Raw genomic sequence first — 20,074 nt, 5'->3', positions numbered from 1 at the left:
GGCTGTCGCCGCTGTCTCAGGTTTCCTGCAACAACGGCTGCAGGGCTTTATCGATGGCTTCCCGAGCGCGGAAAATCCGGGAGCGCACGGTACCCACCGGACACTGCATGACGCTGGCAATGTCCTCGTAACTCAGACCATCGAATTCACGTAAAGTTAAGGCTGTACGCAAATCTTCAGGTAGTTGCTGAATGGTTCGATGGACGGTGCCTTCGATCTCATCCCGCAGCAATGCACGTTCCGGCGATTCGAGATCCTTCAGGCCATGATCGCCGTCATAGAACTCCGCATCCTCAGAACTGACATCGCTATCCGGCGGCCGGCGGCCGCGTGAAACCAGATAGTTTTTCGCCGTGTTGATGGCGATACGGTACAGCCACGTATAGAACGCGCTGTCCCCCCGAAAATTACCTAGTGCACGGTAAGCCTTGATAAAGGCTTCTTGTGCGACATCCTGGGCTTCATGGGTGTCGTGCACGAAACGCACGATCAACCCGAGAATTTTGTGCTGGTATTTCAGCACGAGCAGATCGAACGCTCGCTTGTCGCCACGCTGAACGCGCTCGACCAGCTGCTGATCCTCTTCCTGGGTTAGCATGAACACTCCTCGATAAGCTCGGAGGAGGCTTGCATCACTAATCGATCAGGCTTGCAAACATAGACTCGGGCTTTTCGCAAAAGTTCTCCCCCTCCAAGCAAGTTTCCTGCGGGCTCTGATCCGGCACGCACGAAAAACGCAGCGCGGGCAAGGCCGGCTGCGCGAATAATCCTGTCGTCGATTTCCGTCACAAGGGACAGACTGCAAACCCTGGCCAGAACCGACGCTGTCCCTTCTTTCAGGCAACCTTCTATTGAGTTTGGGGCCTTGGCAAAAGTTCCCAATCTTTATAGCTGTGCCGAACGAAGATTGTGTAACGGTGAAGAGAAAAACCGCCTTACTTCTTCGATCAGCCCGCGCGGAAGCTGGAACGCCGCGAGTAGAGGCTGGCCGAGAGCAACGCTTTTGCTCAGCGAAGTCGCACAACGCCATGAAGGCGCGACTATTGTGCCGATCCCCCCCTCTATATACTAGTGGGCTGTGTGGCTGCTTTGACTCGCCGATTCAGGCGTCTTGCGCCAACCCCGTATTGGGTCGCTTTGAGCGGAATCCTTCAAATGAGCCAACAGTTTCAACACGATGTTCTGGTGATAGGCAGCGGCGCCGCCGGCTTGAGCCTGGCCCTTAACCTACCCAGCCACCTGCGTATTGCCGTTCTGAGCAAGGGCGACCTGGCCAACGGCTCGACCTACTGGGCCCAAGGCGGTGTAGCAGCCGTACTGGACGATACCGACACCGTCGAGTCCCACGTCGATGACACCCTCAATGCCGGTGGCGGCCTGTGCCATGAAGATGCGGTGCGCTTTACCGTCGAGCACAGCCGTGAAGCCATCCAATGGCTGATCGACCAAGGCGTGCCCTTCACCCGGGACGAAGACGCCGGCAGCGATGAAAGCGGCTTCGAATTCCACCTGACCCGCGAAGGCGGCCACAGCCACCGACGAATCATCCATGCCGCAGACGCCACCGGCGCGGCGATCTTCAAGACATTACTGGCCCAGGCCCGACAACACCCCAACATCGAGCTGCTGGAGCAAAGGGTCGCCGTCGACCTGATCACCGAAAAGCGCCTGGGCCTGGAAGGCGACCGCTGCCTGGGGGCCTACGTGCTCAATCGCGGCACCGGCGAAGTCGATACCTTCGGCGCGCGCTTCGTGATTCTCGCCTCCGGCGGCGCGGCCAAGGTCTACCTCTATACCAGCAACCCCGACAGCGCCTGCGGTGACGGCATCGCCATGGCCTGGCGCTCGGGCTGCCGGGTAGCCAACCTGGAATTCAATCAGTTCCACCCTACCTGCCTGTATCACCCGCTGGCCAAGAGTTTCCTGATCACCGAAGCCCTGCGCGGCGAAGGTGCTCACCTCAAGCTGCCCAACGGCGAACGTTTCATGCCGCGCTTCGATCCACGGGCCGAACTGGCTCCGCGGGATATCGTCGCCCGGGCCATCGACCACGAAATGAAGCGCCTGGGGATTGACTGCGTCTACCTGGACATCAGCCACAAGCCGGCCGAGTTCATCAAAAGCCACTTCCCGACGGTGTATGAACGCTGCCTGGAGTTTTCCATCGACATCACCCGGCAGCCGATCCCGGTAGTACCGGCGGCCCACTACACCTGTGGCGGGGTGATGGTCGACCAGCAGGGCCGCACCGACGTGCCCGGCCTGTACGCCATCGGCGAAACCAGCTTCACCGGCCTGCACGGGGCCAACCGCATGGCCAGCAACTCGCTGCTGGAGTGCTTCGTCTATGCCCGCTCGGCAGCCGCCGACATCCTTGAGCAACTGCCCCGGGTCTCGATTCCCGCCGCCCTGCCCGCCTGGGACGCGAGCCAGGTCACCGACTCCGACGAAGACGTGATCATTGCGCACAACTGGGATGAACTGCGGCGATTCATGTGGGACTACGTGGGTATCGTGCGCACCAACAAGCGCCTGCAACGGGCTCAGCATCGGGTGCGCCTGCTGTTGGATGAGATCGACGAGTTCTACAGCAACTACCGAGTAAGCAGAGACCTGATTGAGTTGAGGAACCTTGCTCAGGTAGCAGAGCTGATGATTAGGTCAGCCATGGAACGCAAGGAATCTCGGGGTCTTCACTACACGCTGGATTATCCAGAGATGCTGCCAGAGGCGAAGGATACGATCCTTACACCCGACAAATGAGGCACGTTAGGAGTCCTCAGCGTACACCGCTCGGCTGGGTTTTGTAACAGGTTTGGCGTACTTTTGTCCCAGTCTCTGGGGTCTTTATGGTGCGCTCGTGAGGGCCTATATGGCGCCTCTATGGACCTGCGCGACGGCCTACGGGGAAACCTCGGCCTGTAAATGCATTGAGGTGGTCACTCCCAAATTTTCTGTATTTTCTCATCGGGGTGTATGCATCCACGTCCACAGAACAAATTGGACAGCCACACAGACCATATAGGCAGCCTGTAAGGTGTCCATTCGGTGCTCCTGATGTGTTCGATTAGAGGGTTTAAGTTCACATGTCTGACTTCCATGATCCTGACATTGCTGCCATGAAGCTCTCGAAAGCAGAGAAGGATGGCTTGCAGGTTTATCGAAACTACTCACGCGCTTTTGAGCAAGACCGCGAAAAACGATTCTCGGCGTCTTTGGACACAGATGCTCAGGTCATTGCGGATCTCGAAACGGTATTGGCATTGATTGCGAGAGAGGAACCCCGCTCTTTACCCGTCATCGCCTGCGCCTTTGCTGATGATCAATTGAAGGCAATGTTTCGCAGAGAGGTTCCAGATGGCGTCCCCGGAGGGCGAAGCGAATTGCTTTCTGGCTTCGGCCCTCTGGCTCGCCTGTCTCAGCGCGTTCAGATGGCATACGCTTTTGGGTGGATCAGTAAGGACATCTTGATAGAGGTTGATCACCTCAGAAAAGTGCGGAATGACATCTCCCACAAATGGGATTTGAAAGTACTTGAGTCAAAGCTCTCCGTATTGGTTGCGCAAACTCAATCTCCAATTGAGGAGCATTTGGGGGACGGAGTGAGATTGCCCGAAGATTTCCACACCTCGTTGCAACCCATGCAAAAGCTTCGCGTCCGCCTTATCTGGCTGTTGGGTCGGTTGATGTACGAATCCCACCTTTGGGTCCCGGCTCTGAAAGCAAACCTTACTCCCGGCAATGTACTCTATGGACCAAATCAGCCAGCGATGCTTTCTCAGGTAGCTGCCGTTTGCTTGGCAATCACTCGCTCACATGTCGTCCGCGAACAGTCTGAGTAACCCCAAGGTCCGTTAAGTTGCAGGGTAGTGCTCAGCGCCCCTGCCGATCCCTCATTGGGTCGGCCTTACGGGGTTCTCATAAACTACTATTAATAACGGACTCAGAGGTGATCTTAAATGAGGGATCTTTAGGTATATCTCACAGGGGTCTGGAGATTGCTCTTAGCAATAGTGAGGGTGTCTATAGGTGTAGGGCTATTAACCCTTGCCTTCATGACCTTCCACTGAGGTGCCCCGATGACTACCCCGTGAGCATCCTTACGCGCACCATCACCGAGACCAGCTTCGCGGATTGCAGCAAGCCAGTGTTGAGCAGCTTTAGGGTTCTCAAAGACGGCCCGATGGGTGACTCCCCGGATGGTCGTCTTCCCAATGAATCGCTCGCCTTTGGTGTAATGCTTGTCTCTGGTCACGCCAACGGGAAGGTCAGTATCTTTCTTTGGCATCTTCCTGCCCTGAAGTCCCACGACACGGTTGCCCATGTTCTCGTGATAGGTCAGCGGTCGCAGATTGCTTGGATGATTGTTGTTTGGGTTACCGTCGATATGATCAATCACCAACGACTCATCGAACGGGCCATGAGCCATCCGGTAGACAATACGGGCCTTCTGGACACGGATCTTGTGTTTGGTGTCGCCGTCCATCCATATGACTTCAACTTGCTGTCGTAGCGAGCCATTGGTATACGAGCCCACAGAAGCCCCTTCTAAGGTTCCTCGACGGGTCTTACCGGGGATGAGCTTGAAGTCTCGCGCTACGATTCCTTCGTGGTCCTCAGCGAGCTTGTAGCGGGCCTCAAGGATCTCTATTGGTGGTAGCACGCAGGCCATTACGTTGGTGCCCTGAAGGCGGATCTTGGTTGGTGTCGTCATCATTGGTCTCCTGTGCTTGTTGATCGGTGACTGGGGGTAGTGGCAATAGTGAGGGTTTTAAATCCTACGACTACGGTCACAGTCATTCAGACCAACAAACACGGGGCCTTCGGGGCAGTTTTGGAATCCCAAGGTGCTCCTACGCCCAAAGAGCAAGGCTAAGCTGAAGCGAGTCTTTCATCTCACGCTGGTGCGCTTGTATGGGGCCAGTCACTTCTCACTTTATAGGTGATTGTCCGAGGGGTCGTCACCGGTGGGAACTCAGTCAGGACCGAGCATTCCCCTATTTTGTAGACAATATGCTTGAGAGGCGGCCATGTCTTATAGGCTGCGCAGTTGATCTTGAACGTCCCAAGCTTATAGCTTCCATGCTTATTGCTTAGCAGGTCTGAACTGAATTTTAGTTCGTAGCTTGTGACTTCAACGGATACTGTTTCTCCAGTTACGTAGGTAAGTTCCAGAGTCGGTGTTTCCATAGGATTTCCTTCCTCATATGGCATCGGCTTTACTCACTCGTACTCAGACATGCAATCGGCGCACAGATCATGACCGCCTACATCGGCAACCACCGGCCCGTTTCCGCAGTGATCGCACTCATCGCCAAAATCATCATCGCCATCCCGCTCATCATCCAGATCAAAATCGCTCATAGGACCTCCATTGAAACCTCGACGATATCACTTAGCTATCGAAAACGCCTTTGTAAGCCCTTCTGCCATCCGACCCACCTCGACAGATGCTCCAGCCCCATAAAGGTCGTAACTGATCGAACCTGAAGCATGCCCCAAGATTGACTCAGCGGTCCCCACAGGCACCTCAGCGGCCTTCAAAGCGCCTGCCAGAGAATGACGCAACGAATGGAAAGTTAGTGTCCGATCTGCCTTCAAATCCAAGACATCCCTGAGCATCCCATTGAGCAGCACAGAGAACTGACCACCGCCCAGCGTGAACAACCGAGAGTCGGCCTTATCTAAAAATTCAAGGAACGCCTGAAGATCAAACCCATAGGCCCCGTCGGTCAACGGAATGACCCTCAAAGCATTCTTGGTCTTGGCTGTCTTGCCATCATTCCTATTGATGTCGATCACCCAGACACCAGCGACCTGCTTAACGTCAGCCTTGGTCAACTGCCTGAGTTCTTCAATGCGGGTCCCAGTGATCACCCCAAGGGACAACGCCCAGCGTTGCCAAGCGTCGGCTGGAAGGGTCTTAGCGTGGGCCATTAGGGCTTTCACTTGGTCCTGAGAGAAAGCCTCACGAGCGCTATCAGCCCCTTTGGTAGGCTTCAGGCCATCAGTGAGAGACCTGGCGAGGTACTCGTTATTCACGCCCCAATCCATGACCGTGGATAGCCGGGTCAGGATCTTCCTCACAGTGGACGGCTTACGGTCCTCAAGTAGCTTTGCCCTGAGGTTCCTCATGTCTTCCCGTGTGTGGGTCTTCAAGTCCAGTTCCCCAAGGATTGCACCGATGCCCTCACAGGTAGACCTCACGTCCCTCATGGTGCTGGCCTGAACATTGTCCTTGAGTTCATCCATGTAGAGTCCTGAGAGAGTCTTGAAGGTGAGCGGCTCAGACGGCAATACAGATAGGGACGGAGACGGGGCCACAGACGTGCTACAAGCCTCTGCCTTCAGGTCCCTAACGATCCCCACCAGCTTCCCCGCCCTACCCTTCATTCGTTCCTGAGACGCCTCAATGATCTCCAATGCCTTACTGAGGGCCCGTTGCTGATTAACGCTCAGCGGGAGCTTGGCGCTGGCCTCACGAAGGGCCTCATGGTGCTCATCGTTGATCATCTCGTAGGCCACCAGCGAGCTATCACCGTGGGCCATCGTCAAACAGGACTCAGCGATGTCTATCAGACGCTCACGAAGTTCCTCCCAAGTGGCCTCAGGGTTGTCGAAGTGATACGCCCTGAGCGTCTTGAGGATGTCGTGGGAGATGGTCATTGCGGTGGCCTTGTCGGTAGTCCTGAGCGAGAGCGTGAAGAAACCCTTAGCGGTGCCTTGAGGGCGAAGGCGAAGGTAGTAGCGACCAGACCGACGATAGCGGTACGGCTTGGCGAGCGCAGTTTGTAACAGGTTTGTCCCAGTTTGGGAGCGTGGATTGATGGTCATCGGCTGAAACCCTTGTATCCATTGGGTTTAGCCTCATCACGTCGAGTTCTACAGCAACTACAAGGTCAGTCGCGACCTGATCGAGTTGCGCAACCTGGCCCAGGTCGCCGAGCTGATGATCCTTTCGGCCATGGAGCGCAAGGAAAGCCGCGGCCTGCACTACACACTCGACTACCCGCAGCTGCTGCCCGAGGCCCGGGACACTATTCTGCAGCCGCCCACCTACGTCGGCCGAACTTGAGCCGCACCCGCAGGCGCCGATGCACGTCGGCCGCCTGCGCATCCCGCGGGACACACAGAGAACGCACCCACGGCTCGCCGCGCACACGAAAACGCAGGACCACGATCAGCGGCAACGCCAGGCTGTCAGGGCGCAGCTGCACCGCCTGCCAACCCTTGGCCGGGCTCCACAACTGCCAGCCCTGTGCCGAATACCGCAAGCCGGTGAACGCCCGGGGGTGAGTCAGGAGAATCTGTCGAGGCAGCACCCAACCGGCATGCAACAGGCACAGCAACAATCCCAGGAACTGGGCGACAGGCGCGCACTGCAAAAGAAAAATGGCCGCCACGGCGAATGCCTGGGCCATCAGGTAGGCCGCCAGCAGTTGCCTTGAAGCACGCCAGCGGCACTCGAACAGGCTACTTGGGTTGGACACGGTCCAGAATCATGCGAACCATGCGCTGCAGCTCAGGATCCTCGGACTCGCTGCGCTCCATGAACCAGCCGAACATGTCCTGATCCTCGCACTCCAGCAGCTTGCGATAGCACTCGCGATCAGTCTCATCGAGATGCGGGTACACCTCCCTGACGAACGGCACCAGCAACACGTCCAGCTCAAGCATGCCGCGACGGCTGTGCCAGTAGAGGCGATTCAGTTCAACATCTTCAACCATGGAGCGCTCCTCAAATAGAGCGCAAGTATACAGCCCGGGGAACACGAGAACAGTCGGCTTTGGTCGGTCACCGGCTATCCTTTGTGAACTATCCATTTCAGGGGCGCCCCCTTATGATGTGCCCCAGACTTTTTACCCTGCGATGAACCATGGCTGACTCCGCTTTTTTCTGCCCCCTGTCCCACGAAGGCGTCCTCGCCGTCCGCGGCCCTGATGCCAGCAAATTCCTTCAGGGTCAGTTGACCTGCAACCTCAATTACCTCAGCGACAGCCAATCCAGCCTCGGCGCGCGCTGCAACCAGAAAGGTCGCATGCAGTCGAGTTTCCGCATCCTTCTGCAAGGGGACGGTTGCCTGCTGGCCATGGCCCGTGAACTGCTCGAACCGCAACTGGCGGACCTGAAGAAGTACGCCGTGTTCTCCAAGGCCACGCTCAGCGACGAAAGCGCCAGCTGGGTACGTTTCGGCCTTGCTGGCGGCGACGCCACCCTCGGCAGCCTGGGCCTCGCACTGCCCCAGGAAGACGGCGCCGTGATCAGGACCGAGGACCTGATGGCCATACGCGTGTCCAGCGACCGCGCCGAACTCTGGGTCCCGGCTGAACAGGCCGAGCACCGGGCCCGGCAATTGGCCGCGCAACTGCCCGAGGGCGAGCTCAACCAGTGGCTGCTGGGCCAGATCCGCGCCGGCCTCGGCCAGGTCATGGCACAGACCCGCGAGCTGTTCATTCCACAGATGCTCAACCTGCAGGCCGTGGGTGGCGTCAGCTTCAAGAAGGGCTGCTACACCGGCCAGGAAATCGTCGCCCGCATGCAGTACCTGGGCAAGCTCAAGCGCCGCCTCTACCGCCTCGCCCTGCCCGCAGGCGAGCTTCCCGTCCCGGGCACCCCGCTGTTCTCCCCCACCCACGGCAGCGCCATCGGTGAAGTGGTGCTGGCCGCCCAGGCGACCGATCAGGTGGAACTGCTGGCCGTATTGCAGGCCGAGGCGGTGGAAGACGGCAACCTGCACCTGGGGACACTCGAAGGCCCCGGTCTGCACTTGCTGGATCTGCCGTACGAGCTGGACCGCGATCGCGAAATCCAGCGCTGATCGACACCCCTTCCCTGCAACACCCTAGAGAACTGAAATGACTGAGCTGGCGCAAAAGGTCCAACGGGATTTGGTGGAGGCCATCGACAACGATGACCTGGTCCTGCCAACCCTGCCGGAGGTGGCCATGCAGATTCGCCAGGCCGCCGAAGACCCGGAAATCAGCGTCAGCACCCTGAGCAAAGTGATAGGCCGCGACACCGCGTTGTCGGCGCGACTGATCAAGGTGGTCAACAGTCCCCTGCTGCGGGCGACCCAGGAAGTCACCGACCTGCACACCGCGATCACCCGCCTAGGGGTCAACTACAGCAGCAACCTGGCCATCGGCCTGGTGATGGAGCAGATCTTCAACGCCCGCTCCGAAGTGGTTGCCCAAAAGATGCACGACGTCTGGCGCCGCAGCCTGGAAGTGGCCGGGGTCAGCTACGCCCTGTGTCGCAGCTACACCCAGCTCAAACCCGACCAAGCGGCCCTGGGCGGACTGGTGCACCAGATCGGCGTACTGCCGATCCTGACCTACGCCGAAGACCATTACGAACTGCTGTCCGACCCGGTCAGCCTCAACCACGTCATCGAGCGTATCCACCCGTTGCTGGGAGACAAGCTGCTGCGGGTCTGGGAGTTCCCCGAGCAACTGGTGGCAATCCCCGGGCAGTACCTGCACTTCGACCGCCAGAGCGCCGGGATCGACTACGTTGATCTGGTGCAGGTGGCGACCCTGTACTGCCACAAGGACACTGATCACCCACTCTCGCGGATCGACGCCTTCAGCGTGCCGGCCTTCAAGAAGCTGGGGATCGACCCGGAAAACCAGGCCGTGTGCAACGACCTGCAAGCATCCCGCTCAATGCTCTACTGATGCTCATCCGGCGATGAAGCTCACCCGCACCTTCAGCCCCGAAGGCTCGCCGTCATGCAGGCTGATCTGGGCCAGATGGGCGCGACAGATTTCCCCCACGATCGCCAAGCCCAATCCCGAACCGGCCACCTGCTGATTGCGTCGATAGAAACGCTCGAAGACCCGGTCCCGATCCTCCTGGGGAATCCCCGGTCCATCGTCCTCCACCTCCAGCACGCCCGGCGCAAAGACCCGCAGCACCACATTGCCGCCCGGTGGCGTGTGGGCCAAGGCGTTGTCCACCAGATTGCTCAGCAACTCGTTGAGCAAGGTCGGCTCGCCCTTGAGCCACACCGGCTCGTCGGCCTCCAGCGCCAGGGCCACGCCCCGGGCATGGGCCAGGGGCGCCATGGCCATGCCCAGCTCCCGAGCCAGCTGGCTCAGATCGAGCAACTGCGCACCGCCTTCGGCAATGGCCCGGGCGCCGTTTTCCACCCGAGCCAGGGACAGCAGTTGATTGGCCAGGTGAGTCAGGCGATCGGTGCCCTGGGCCGCGCTGTCCAGGGTCGAACGCCAGGTCTGCGGTTCGTCGGAGCGCAGGCCCAGTTCCAGGCGGGCCTTGAGTGCCGCCAGGGGCGTGCGCAACTCATGGGCGGCCTCGGCAATGAACTGCGCCTGGCGCTCGAACTGCCCGCGCAGGCGTTCGGTGAAATGATTCAAGGCCCGCACCAGCGGCCACAACTCGCGCTGCACCGACACCAGCGGCAGTGGCCGCAAGTCATCGGGCTGACGCTCCTCCACCGCACCGCGCAAACGCTCCAGTGGCCGCAGCGCGGCACTCACCGCAAACCACACCAGCAGCAACGCCCCGATGGCCAGCATGCCCAGGCGCAGCAAGGTATCGGCCATCAGGCTGCGGGCCATGGCGACCCGCGCTTCGTCGGTCTCGGCCACGCGGATTTCCGCCATGCCATTCATGTTCGGCTCGCTGACCGCCTTGAGCAGGCTCACCACCCGTACGTTCTGCCCCTGGTAAGTGGCGTCATAAAAGCGCGCCAGGGCCGGGTAGTCATCGGTACGCGGGGTGCCCGGCGGCGGACCGGGGAGGTTTTCGTAGCCGGAAATCAGTTGCTGGTGAATGTCGTTGACCTGGTAGTAGATGCGTCCGGCACTGTCGTAGGCAAAGGTATCCAGGGCCACATAGGGCACATTGGCGCTCAGGCTGCCGTCACGCTGGGACAGGCCGGCGGCGATGGTCCGCGCCGAGGCCAGCAGGGTCCGGTCATAGGCGGTGTCGGCGGCCTCGCGGCCGTTCCAGTAGGCACTCAAGCCGCTGGCCAGCATCAGCACCACCAGCAGCAGTGCCAGGTTCCACAGCAACCGCCAGCGCAGGCTGCTGGGCTTATGCATCGCGACTTTCCAGCAAGTAGCCCAGGCCGCGGAAGGTGACGATCGCCACCGCCTGGCCATCGAGCTTCTTGCGCAGGCGATGGACATAGATCTCGATGGCGTCCGGGCTGGCTTCCTCGTCCAGACCGAACACCTGGGACGCCAGCTGCTCCTTGCTCATCACCCGGCCAGGACGGGCAATCAATGCCTCCAGCACGGCCTGCTCGCGGGACGTCAGGGTCAGCAGTTCCTCGCCCAGGGTGAAGCGTCGGGTGTCCAGGTCATAGGCCAGCACCCCGCAGCGCTGCTGGCGTTCGCCACCCAGCACGCTGCGGCGCAACAGGGCCTTGACCCGGGCTTCCAGCTCGGTCAACTCGAACGGCTTGGCCAGGTAATCGTCGGCTCCCAGGTTCAGACCGTGAACCCGGTCCTTGACGTCGCTGCGGGCAGTGAGCATCAGCACCGGCAGGTTCTTGCCCCGGGCCCGCAAGCGCGCCAGCACCTCGAAACCGTCCATGCGCGGCAGGCCGACATCGAGGATCGCCACAGCGTACTCCTCGCTGCCCAGGGCCAGGTCGGCGGCCACGCCATCGTGCAGCACATCCACGGTCAGGCCGGTGCTCTTGAGCGCCTGGGCGACACTTTCGGCCAGTTGCAGATGGTCTTCGACGAGCAGGACTCGCATGGATGATTACCTCGTTTCAGGGGGGATCGACGCCGCTCTTTGGCGCGGAGTGTACCGCCGCATCCGCCGCTGTGAAGCCCGAAAACCGGGAAAATGCACTGAAAGGTTAGCGAAAGGTTGGCCCTTTAGAGTCCCGTTACGGACAGTCTCGACTGCCCTGGTCTCAACGACCGCTGACACGCAAAACGCCTCGAAGCGTTTTCGTCGACAATAAGAACAATAACGGAGTACCCCTGGATGCCGTCCACGCGCCCTCACGCCGTCACACCTGTGTTTTTTTCCCGTCTGACCCCGACCGCCCTGGCCTGTGCCGCGGCCCTCGCCGGTGTCGCGCCCTTCAGTCAGGCCGCCTTCTTCGAAGACAGCAGCGCCACCTTCGAAACCCGCAACATGTACTTCAACCGCGACTTTCGCGATGGCACCAGCGCCCAGCAGTCCAAGCGCGACGAATGGGCCCAGGGCTTCATGCTCAACCTGCAGTCGGGCTACACCGAAGGCACGGTGGGCTTCGGCGTCGACGCCCTGGGCATGCTCGGGGTCAAGCTCGACTCCAGCCCCGACCGCACCGGCACCGGCCTGCTGCCGACCCACGATGACGGACGCGCCGCCGACCAGTACTCCAAGCTCGGCCTGACCGGCAAAGTGAAGATCTCCGCCACCGAACTGAAAATCGGCAGCCTGATTCCCGAGTTGCCGATCCTCAAGCCCAACGACGGGCGCATTCTGCCGCAGACCTTCGAAGGCGGCCTGCTGACCTCCAAGGAGATCAAGAACCTGACCTTCACCGGCGGCCGCCTGGACAAAGCCAAGGACCGCGACGACAGCAACTACGAGGACATCCGCCTCAACAACAAGAACAGCCGCTTCGCCGGCACCGTGGCCGGCAAGCACTTCAACTTCGGCGGCCTGGACTACAAGTTCACCGACAAGATCACCGGCAGCTATCACTTCGCCCAACTGGACGACGTCTACAACCAGCACTTCCTCGGCCTGGTCGTGTCCCGCCCCCTGGGGCCAGGCACCTTCGCCAGCGACCTGCGCCTGGCCATCAGCGACGACCAGGGCCAGGCCCGGGGCGGCAAGATCGACAACAGGTCCCTCAACGGCCTGTTGAGCTACGCCCTCAACGGCCACAAACTCAGCGCCGGCTATCAGCACATGTCCGGCGACAGCGCCTTCCCCTATGTCGATGGCAGCGACCCGTACCTGGTGAACTTCGTGCAGATCAACGATTTCGCCGGTGCCGAGGAGCGTTCCTGGCAGGCCCGCTACGACTACGACTTCGCCAAGCTCGGGGTGCCCGGCCTGAGTTTCATGACCCGCTACATCAGCGGCGACAACATCGCCCTGAAAAACGGCGACACCGGCAAGGAGTGGGAGCGCAACACCGAGATCAAGTACGTGGTGCAAAGCGGCACCTTCAAGGACGTTGCGGTGCGCCTGCGCAACGCCACCTACCGCTCCAACTATTCGGCTCGCGACGCCGATGAAGTGCGCCTGCTGGTGAGTTACGCCGTAGCCCTGTGGTAAGCCCGCGCGCACGCCTCGTATCTCACCGTTTCAGCGTTTTGTAGGCGCTGGCTTGCCAGCGAAGAGGCCCGCCAGCCCGACACCCGGCTCAAGGGCTCCTTCGCCGGTCAGCCGGCCGCTGCGGAACAAGGGTCGGGGATGACCCGGACAGACCGATAACAACAACTCCTGTGGAGACAATCATGGACTTTTCACTGCGCAACCTTGCCCTCACCGCCGGCTGCATGCTGTTCGCCGGCCAGTTGCTGGCCGCATCCGCCGAGCCCAAGCGCCCGGAATGCATCGCCCCGGCCTCCCCGGGCGGCGGCTTCGACCTGACCTGCAAGCTGGCGCAAAGCGCGCTGGTCAACGAGAAGATTCTGACCAAGCCGATGCGCGTGACCTACATGCCCGGCGGAGTCGGTGCCGTGGCCTACAACGCGGTGGTGGCCCAGCGCCCGGCCGACGCCGGGACCCTGGTGGCCTGGTCCAGCGGCTCGCTGCTGAACCTGGCCCAGGGCAAGTTCGGCCGTTTCGATGAAAGCGCGGTGCGCTGGCTGGCGGCGGTCGGCACCAGCTACGGCGCTATCGCGGTGAAAAGCGACTCGCCCTACAAGACCCTCGACGATCTGGTCCAGGCTCTTAAGAAAGATCCAAGCAAGGTGGTGATAGGTTCCGGCGGCACCGTGGGCAGCCAGGACTGGATGCAGACCGCGCTGATCGCCAAGGCCGCCGGGATCAACCCCCGGGACCTGCGCTACGTCGCCCTGGAAGGCGGCGGTGAAATCGCCACCGCCCTGCTGGGTGGGCACATCCAGGTGGGCAGCACCGACATTTCCGACTCCATGCCGCATATCCAGGCCGGCGACATGCGCCTGCTGGCGGTGTTCTCCGAACAGCGTCTGGACGAGCCGGAAATGAAAGACATCCCCACCGCCAAGGAACAGGGCTACGACATCGTCTGGCCGGTAGTACGCGGTTTCTACCTCGGGCCGAAGGTCACCGACGAGGAGTACGCCTGGTGGAAAAACGCCTTCGACAAGCTGCTGGCCTCCGAAGAGTTCGCCAAGCTGCGTGATCAGCGCGAGCTGTTCCCCTTCGCCCTGACCGGCCCCGAGCTGGACACCTACGTGAAAAAGCAGGTGGCCGACTACAAGACCCTGGCCAAAGAGTTCGGCTTGATCCAGTGACCGTCCCTTGCTGACGGCCCGGCCCTCGCGCATCGAGGGCCGCGCCCGGGAGTTAACCATGCTCGTTCAACGTCTCTTCGCCGCGGTGTTGCTGCTGGCCTGTGCCGCTCTGGCACTGATGGCCTGGCCGTACCAGGCGGCCTTTTCCTACGAACCCGTGGGCCCGCGGGCCTTCCCTCTGCTGATGCTCGGCCTGATGGGCCTGGCCCTGCTGTACATGCTGGTGCGCCCGACACCGATCAAGCACAGCGAAGACGAACCGCCCCTGGACCGGGCCACCCTGAACAAGATCACGATCTGCGTGGCCTTGCTGCTGGTGTTCGCCGGCACCTTCGAACCCCTGGGGTTCATCGTCGCCAGCATCCTCATCGGTGTACCCATGGCCCGGCTTTACGGCGGCCGCTGGCTGCCCAGCCTGATCATCATCAGCCTGCTCAGTGTCGGCCTCTACTGGCTGTTCGACCGGGTCATGGACGTGCCTCTGCCCCTCGGCCTGCTCGACGTTCTGGAGAATTGATATGGATACCCTCAGTTACCTGGGCCAGGGCTTCGGCGTTGCACTGACCCCCTACAACCTGGTCACCGCCCTGTCCGGCACCCTGATCGGCACCGTGGTCGGGCTGCTGCCGGGCCTGGGCCCGATCAACGGCGTGGCGCTGCTGATCCCCATCGCCTTCGCCCTGGGCCTGCCGCCGGAATCGGCGCTGATCCTGCTGGCGGCGGTGTACCTGGGCTGCGAATACGGCGGCCGCATCAGCTCGATCCTGCTGAACATTCCCGGTGAAGCCTCCACCGTGATGACCACCCTCGACGGCTACCCCATGGCGCGTAAGGGCCTGGCGGGCGTGGCCCTGTCGCTGTCGGCCTGGAGCTCGTTCATCGGCGCCTTCATCGCCACCTGCGGCATGGTGCTGTTCGCCCCGCTGCTGGCCAAGTGGGCGATCGCCTTCGGCCCGGCGGAGTACTTCGTGCTGATGGTATTCGCCATCGTCTGCCTGGGCGGGATGGCCGGCGACCGGCCGTTGAAGACCTTCATCGCCGCGCTGATCGGGCTGTTCCTGTCGGCGGTCGGCATCGACGCCAACAGCGGCGTGTACCGCTTCACCGGGGACAACATCCACCTCACCGACGGCATCCAGTTCGTGGTGCTGGTGCTGGGCCTGTTCTCCATCAGCGAGATCCTGTTGCTGCTGGAGAAGACCCATCGCGGCCAGGAAGCGGTAAAAGCCACCGGGCGCATGATGTTCAACATCAAGGAAGCGGCCTCGGTGTTCGCGGTGAACATCCGCTGCGGCCTGCTGGGCTTCATCATGGGCGTGCTGCCCGGCGCCGGCGCGACCCTGGCCAGCGCCGTGGCCTACATGACCGAGAAGCGCATCGCCGGTGCCAGCGGCACCTTCGGCGAAGGCGACAAGCGTGGCCTGGCCGCCCCGGAAACCGCCATCGGCGCCTCGGCCTGCGGCGCCCTGGTGCCGATGCTGACCCTCGGCGTACCCGGCTCCGGCACCACCGCGGTGATGATCGGCGCCCTGTCGCTGTACAACATCACCCCCGGTCCGCTGCTGTTCCAGCAGCAACCGGACATCGTCTGGGGCCTGATCGCCTCGTTGTTCATCGCCAACATCATGCTGGTGATCCTCAACATCCCGATGATCCGCCTCTTCACCCGTATCCTCGCGGTGCCGAACTGGGCCCTGGTGCCGGTGATCGCGATCATTACCGGGATCGGCGTCTACGCGGTGCACGCCACCACCTTCGACCTGTTTTTGATGGTCGGTATCGGCATCTTCGGCTACATCCTGCGCAAGCTGGACTTCCCGCTGTCGCCGGTGCTGCTGGGCTTCATCCTCGGCGGACTGATGGAACAGAACCTGCGCCGGGCGCTGTCGATTTCCAACGGCGCCATGGAGATTCTCTGGTCGAGCCCGATCACGGTCGGGGTCTGGGTGCTGACCGTGATCATGCTGCTGATGCCGCTGCTGCGCATCTGGCGCAAGCGCGCGGCCCAGCAACGTGCCGTGGCCGATGTCTGACGCCCGCTTCCGGCAATGGTGGGGCACGCCCCTGGTGGGTCTGGCTGGCGGCTACCTGGCCAGCCAGATCGGCTGGCCGCTGCCGTGGATGGTCGGCTCGCTGCTGGCGATCATCCTGGTGCGCTGCCTGACGCCCTGGCAGTTGGCGGAGATCCCCGGCGGGCGCAAAGGCGGGCAATGGGTGGTGGGCATCGGCATCGGCCTGCACTTCACTCCGCAGGTGATGGAGCAGGTGCTGAGCCATTTCGGCCTGATCTTCTTCGGTGCCCTGGTCACCAGCCTGTCCAGCGTGGTCGGGGTCTGGTTGCTGCGACGCACCGGGGAAGACCGGGCCACGGCATTCTTCTCCAGCATGCCCGGTGGCTCCGGGGAGATGGTCAATCTCGGCGCCCGTAACGGTGCGGTGCTCAGTCGGGTAGCAGCCGGGCAGAGCCTGCGGGTGCTGACGGTGGTGCTCTGTGTACCGGCGGCGTTCAAGTACCTGCTGGGGGAAGGCACCCCGTCCCTGCAGGCAAGCAGCGTGGACTGGCAGTGGCTGGCCCTGCTGTTTCCGGCTGGAGCGCTGCTGGCCTGGCTCTGGCAACGCCTGCGCCAGCCCAATCCCTGGCTGTTCGGGCCCTTGCTGCTCAGCGCGACGGCGAGCATCGCCTGGGACCTGCACATCGGCCTGCCCGACGGCGCCAGCCAGATCGGCCAGTGGCTGATCGGCAGTGGCCTGGGCTGTCATTTCAACCGAGAGTTCTTCCGTCGGGCGCCCTCGTTCATGGGCCGCACCCTGATCGGCACCGCCCTGACCATGCTGATGGCCGGCCTCGCGGCCCTGGGCCTGAGTGTGTTGACCCGCCTCGATCTGCGGTCGCTGACCCTGGGCATGATGCCCGGCGGCATTGCGGAGATGAGCCTGACAGCGGAGGTCCTGCAACTGTCGGTGCCACTGGTGACGGCGATGCAGGTCATGAGGTTGTTGTTCGTGCTGTTTCTCGCCGAGCCCCTGTTCCGCCACTGGAACAAAGGCCCCCTGTAGCCGCAGCCTGCGCAGCGGCTACAGGATTGGCCTTACAACGGCGGCAGGCGCCACTCGATCGGCGTCTCGCCATTCTGCTCCAGGTACTTGTTGGTCCGGCTGAAGTGCCCGCAACCGAGGAAGCCACGGTAGGCCGACAGCGGCGACGGGTGCACCGAGGTCAGCACCAGGTGCTTGGTGGCGTCGATCAGTTTCTGCTTGCTCTGGGCATGGGCGCCCCACAGCAGGAACACCAGATGCGGCTGATGCTCGCTGACCACCTCGATGATCCGATCGGTGAAAAACTGCCAGCCCTTGCCCGCGTGGGAGGCGGCGTTGGCCCGCTCCACGGTCATGGTGGTGTTGAGCATCAGCACGCCCTGGTCGGCCCAGCTTTGCAGGTAGCCGTGGTTGGGAATGTCGATGTTCAGGTCGCGCTTGAGCTCTTTATAGATGTTCACCAGCGACGGCGGCGCCGGCACTCCGGGCTGCACCGAGAAGCACAGGCCGTGGGCCTGGCCCGGTCCGTGGTACGGGTCCTGGCCGAGAATCACCACCTTGACCTTGTCCAGCGGCGTCGAGTTCAGGGCGTTGAAGATCATCGGTCCCGGCGGATAGATTTCCTTGCCGGCGGCATGTTCCCGGCGCAGGAACTCGCGAAGTTCGCTCATGTAGGGCTGCTCGAATTCGGCACGCAGGGCCTCCTTCCAGCTCGGTTCGAGTTTGATACGATCGTCAGCAGTCATGGCCAGGCCCGTGAAAAAACAATGGCCGCACCCTAGGAAAGCCGACTTCGCTTGTCAATTGATCTGACACGGAACCGGCACTTTCCCTACCAGCGATCATACTGATCGCTTCTATTGCTCCTCGAGGTCACGATGAACCTGCACGTCGAAGAACTCACTGGCAGCGATGGCGCCCGCATCGCCATTGCCACCCTGGACGCGGAAAAATCCCTGAACGCCCTGTCGCTGCCGATGATCCAGCAACTGAGCGAACGCCTCGACGCCTGGGCCAAGGACCCGCAAGTGGTCTGCGTGCTGTTGCGCGGCAACGGCGCCAAGGCCTTCTGTGCCGGTGGCGAAGTGCGCAGCCTGGCCCAGGCTTGCCTGGATCATCCGGGTGAAGTACCGGCCTTGGCCGGGCATTTTTTCGCTGCGGAATACCGTCTCGACTATCGCCTGCACACCTACCCCAAGCCGGTGATCTGCTGGGGCCACGGCTATGTACTGGGCGGCGGCATGGGCTTGCTCCAAGGGGCCGGCATCCGCATCGTCACCCCCAGCAGTCGCCTGGCGATGCCGGAAATCAGCATCGGCCTGTATCCCGATGTCGGCGCCAGCTGGTTCCTTTCACGGATGCCCGGCAAGCTCGGCCTGTTTCTCGGGCTCACCGGGGCCCATATGAATGGCCGCGATGCCCTGGACCTGGGCCTCGCCGACCGCTTCCTGCTGGATGAGCAACAGGAAACGCTGATCGAAGGCTTGCTGCAGTTGAACTGGCAGGAACAGACCCCGCGGCAGCTCAACAGCCTGCTCAAGGCCTTGCAGCACGAAGCACTGGCGCAACTGCCCGACGCCCAGTGGCTGCCGCGCCGGGTGCAGATCGACGAATGGCTGGATGTCAGTGACGTGGCCTGCGCCTGGCGCGCCGTCAGCCAGTTGCAGCATCACGACGATGCCCTCTACCAACGCGCGGCCCAGACCCTCACCCAGGGCTGCCCGCTGACGGCCCACCTGGTCTGGGAACAGATCCGCCGCGCCCGCTACCTGTCGCTGGCCGAGGTGTTCCAGATGGAGTACACCCTGAGCCTGAACTGCTGCCGGCATCCGGAGTTTGCCGAGGGCGTGCGTGCGCGCCTGATCGACAAGGATCATCAACCGCACTGGCATTGGGCGGATATCAATCAGGTGCCCGAGGCCGTGGTCGAAGCGCACTTCCACAAGGCCTGGGAAGGTCGCCATCCCCTGGCGGACCTGACGGATTACTAAAAAGCCCGTAGCCGCCACCGGCGGCTACGGGCTCCAGGCCCCGGCACAATCAGTGGCCGCGCCCACCCCGTCCATGGTCGCCACGGCCACGCCCGCCGTGACCGCCCCAATCCTGATTGCCACCGTTGTCGTTGTTCCAGTTGCCGTGGCGCTCATGCCCGCCCCAACCCTGCGCGGGATAAGGTCGGTAGCCCGCCCGGGGGACCTGGTAGTAACGCGGAGCCGGTGCGTAATAACGCGGCGCCGGCTGGTAGTAGCGTGGGGTGTAGTAGCTGCGTCCGGTCGAGTAATAGGAAGCGCCGCCACCGTAGTAATAGGCCGGTGCCGGGGCACTGTAGACCTCGGAGCTGTAGTAGCTTGAGCCTCCATCGTAATAAGGGACACACGCGCCAAGACTCAAACCCAGTAATGCAACAAGCAGAAGTCGACGATACATGGCGGCCTCCTGGACCGCGAAGAAGCCACGCCAGCGACGCTGGCAGGCGGCAATCAGCAACAGGCTGACTGACGCAATATCTGACCGCAAAAATGCCTTCTGGTGCGATTCTGGCAACACATTGATACAAGTCATGCGACCGCTGGTAGGCTCCCGCCCATGGCGTCTCAAGGCCTGGGCC

At 61.8% G+C, this 20,074-nt stretch carries 20 protein-coding genes and 1 pseudogene; 11 read left to right on the top strand and 10 right to left on the bottom strand.

The window, feature by feature from the left end; all coding sequences use genetic code 11:
- Positions 1-16 precede the first annotated feature (16 nt).
- Positions 17-598 carry an RNA polymerase sigma factor RpoE gene (rpoE, locus tag PST29_RS07480; protein ID WP_007930230.1) on the bottom strand — a complete coding sequence of 194 codons (582 nt, stop codon included), beginning with the start codon at positions 596-598 and terminating at the stop codon, positions 17-19.
- A gap of 557 nt (positions 599-1,155) precedes the next feature.
- Here rpoE and nadB point away from each other — a divergent pair.
- On the top strand, positions 1,156-2,763 hold the full coding sequence (gene nadB / locus PST29_RS07475; RefSeq protein ID WP_060842735.1) for an L-aspartate oxidase: 1,608 nt from the start codon (positions 1,156-1,158) through the stop codon (positions 2,761-2,763).
- Between the two features lie 323 nt (positions 2,764-3,086).
- Positions 3,087-3,842 (top strand): hypothetical protein, encoded by a 756-nt coding sequence (locus tag PST29_RS07470; protein ID WP_060842734.1) that lies wholly within the window; start codon positions 3,087-3,089, stop codon positions 3,840-3,842.
- A 128-nt stretch (positions 3,843-3,970) separates the two neighbouring features.
- Here the strand turns inward: PST29_RS07470 and PST29_RS07465 are convergent, their stop codons facing one another.
- From PST29_RS07465 to PST29_RS07460, 3 genes are all read right to left on the bottom strand, one after another.
- Positions 3,971-4,714 carry an HNH endonuclease signature motif containing protein gene (locus PST29_RS07465; protein ID WP_159426271.1) on the bottom strand — a complete coding sequence of 248 codons (744 nt, stop codon included), beginning with the start codon at positions 4,712-4,714 and terminating at the stop codon, positions 3,971-3,973.
- Positions 4,715-5,223: 509 nt separating this feature from the next.
- Entirely contained in the window at positions 5,224-5,364 is a 141-nt protein-coding gene (locus PST29_RS32100) for a hypothetical protein (RefSeq protein ID WP_159426270.1), read from the bottom strand.
- A 27-nt stretch (positions 5,365-5,391) separates the two neighbouring features.
- A complete protein-coding gene (locus tag PST29_RS07460; protein WP_060842732.1) occupies positions 5,392-6,834 on the bottom strand; it encodes a tyrosine-type recombinase/integrase in 1,443 nt (480 codons plus the stop codon).
- Positions 6,835-6,877: 43 nt separating this feature from the next.
- Here PST29_RS07460 and PST29_RS30770 point away from each other — a divergent pair.
- A pseudogene (locus tag PST29_RS30770) lies at positions 6,878-7,075 on the top strand (L-aspartate oxidase); the annotation flags it as partial.
- On the opposite strand, the gene PST29_RS07455 reads toward PST29_RS30770, so the two are convergent.
- Positions 7,038-7,490: a protein YgfX gene (locus PST29_RS07455; RefSeq protein ID WP_060837992.1), complete on the bottom strand. Its 453-nt coding sequence runs from the start codon at positions 7,488-7,490 to the stop codon at positions 7,038-7,040. The pseudogene PST29_RS30770 and the gene PST29_RS07455 overlap by 38 nt on opposite strands.
- Positions 7,474-7,728, bottom strand: coding sequence for an FAD assembly factor SdhE (locus tag PST29_RS07450; RefSeq protein WP_016963899.1), 255 nt, complete (start codon positions 7,726-7,728; stop codon positions 7,474-7,476). The genes PST29_RS07455 and PST29_RS07450 overlap by 17 nt, the downstream gene beginning before the upstream one ends.
- A 149-nt stretch (positions 7,729-7,877) precedes the next feature.
- Between PST29_RS07450 and ygfZ the strand changes: the two genes are divergently transcribed.
- A complete protein-coding gene (gene ygfZ / locus PST29_RS07445) occupies positions 7,878-8,819 on the top strand; it encodes a CAF17-like 4Fe-4S cluster assembly/insertion protein YgfZ (RefSeq protein WP_060842731.1) in 942 nt (313 codons plus the stop codon).
- A gap of 37 nt (positions 8,820-8,856) precedes the next feature.
- Positions 8,857-9,678 (top strand): HDOD domain-containing protein, encoded by an 822-nt coding sequence (locus tag PST29_RS07440; RefSeq protein ID WP_060842730.1) that lies wholly within the window; start codon positions 8,857-8,859, stop codon positions 9,676-9,678.
- Positions 9,679-9,681: 3 nt separating this feature from the next.
- Here PST29_RS07440 and PST29_RS07435 read toward each other — a convergent pair whose 3' ends face one another.
- A complete protein-coding gene (locus PST29_RS07435; protein ID WP_060837989.1) occupies positions 9,682-11,067 on the bottom strand; it encodes a sensor histidine kinase in 1,386 nt (461 codons plus the stop codon).
- Positions 11,060-11,731 carry a response regulator gene (locus PST29_RS07430; RefSeq protein WP_060837988.1) on the bottom strand — a complete coding sequence of 224 codons (672 nt, stop codon included), beginning with the start codon at positions 11,729-11,731 and terminating at the stop codon, positions 11,060-11,062. Before PST29_RS07430 ends, PST29_RS07435 begins: the two co-directional genes overlap by 8 nt.
- A 237-nt stretch (positions 11,732-11,968) precedes the next feature.
- Between PST29_RS07430 and PST29_RS07425 the strand changes: the two genes are divergently transcribed.
- The 5 genes from PST29_RS07425 to PST29_RS07405 all read left to right on the top strand — a co-directional run bounded on the left by PST29_RS07425 (position 11,969) and on the right by PST29_RS07405 (position 17,487).
- Complete coding sequence (locus PST29_RS07425; protein ID WP_060842729.1) at positions 11,969-13,261, top strand: OprD family porin; 1,293 nt, start codon at positions 11,969-11,971, stop codon at positions 13,259-13,261.
- 182 nt (positions 13,262-13,443) lie between these two features.
- Complete coding sequence (locus PST29_RS07420; RefSeq protein ID WP_060837986.1) at positions 13,444-14,430, top strand: Bug family tripartite tricarboxylate transporter substrate binding protein; 987 nt, start codon at positions 13,444-13,446, stop codon at positions 14,428-14,430.
- Between the two features lie 58 nt (positions 14,431-14,488).
- Positions 14,489-14,947, top strand: a complete 459-nt coding sequence (locus PST29_RS07415; RefSeq protein WP_060837985.1) for a tripartite tricarboxylate transporter TctB family protein — start codon at positions 14,489-14,491, stop codon at positions 14,945-14,947.
- Between the two features lies 1 nt (position 14,948).
- Positions 14,949-16,463 (top strand): tripartite tricarboxylate transporter permease, encoded by a 1,515-nt coding sequence (locus tag PST29_RS07410; RefSeq protein ID WP_060837984.1) that lies wholly within the window; start codon positions 14,949-14,951, stop codon positions 16,461-16,463.
- Complete coding sequence (locus PST29_RS07405; protein WP_060837983.1) at positions 16,456-17,487, top strand: AbrB family transcriptional regulator; 1,032 nt, start codon at positions 16,456-16,458, stop codon at positions 17,485-17,487. Before PST29_RS07410 ends, PST29_RS07405 begins: the two co-directional genes overlap by 8 nt.
- Positions 17,488-17,519: 32 nt before the next feature.
- On the opposite strand, the gene ung is transcribed toward PST29_RS07405, so the two are convergent.
- Positions 17,520-18,212, bottom strand: a complete 693-nt coding sequence (ung, locus tag PST29_RS07400) for a uracil-DNA glycosylase (RefSeq protein ID WP_060837982.1) — start codon at positions 18,210-18,212, stop codon at positions 17,520-17,522.
- A gap of 132 nt (positions 18,213-18,344) precedes the next feature.
- Between ung and PST29_RS07395 the strand changes: the two genes are divergently transcribed.
- Complete coding sequence (locus tag PST29_RS07395; RefSeq protein WP_060842728.1) at positions 18,345-19,457, top strand: enoyl-CoA hydratase/isomerase family protein; 1,113 nt, start codon at positions 18,345-18,347, stop codon at positions 19,455-19,457.
- 49 nt (positions 19,458-19,506) lie between these two features.
- Here PST29_RS07395 and PST29_RS30765 read toward each other — a convergent pair whose 3' ends face one another.
- Positions 19,507-19,893 carry a hypothetical protein gene (locus tag PST29_RS30765; RefSeq protein ID WP_082729322.1) on the bottom strand — a complete coding sequence of 129 codons (387 nt, stop codon included), beginning with the start codon at positions 19,891-19,893 and terminating at the stop codon, positions 19,507-19,509.
- Positions 19,894-20,074: the final 181 nt, after the last annotated feature.

This window comes from Pseudomonas sp. St29 (assembly GCF_001547915.1).
GTDB lineage: Bacteria > Pseudomonadota > Gammaproteobacteria > Pseudomonadales > Pseudomonadaceae > Aquipseudomonas.
This window is presented reverse-complemented; position numbering and strand designations above follow the sequence as displayed.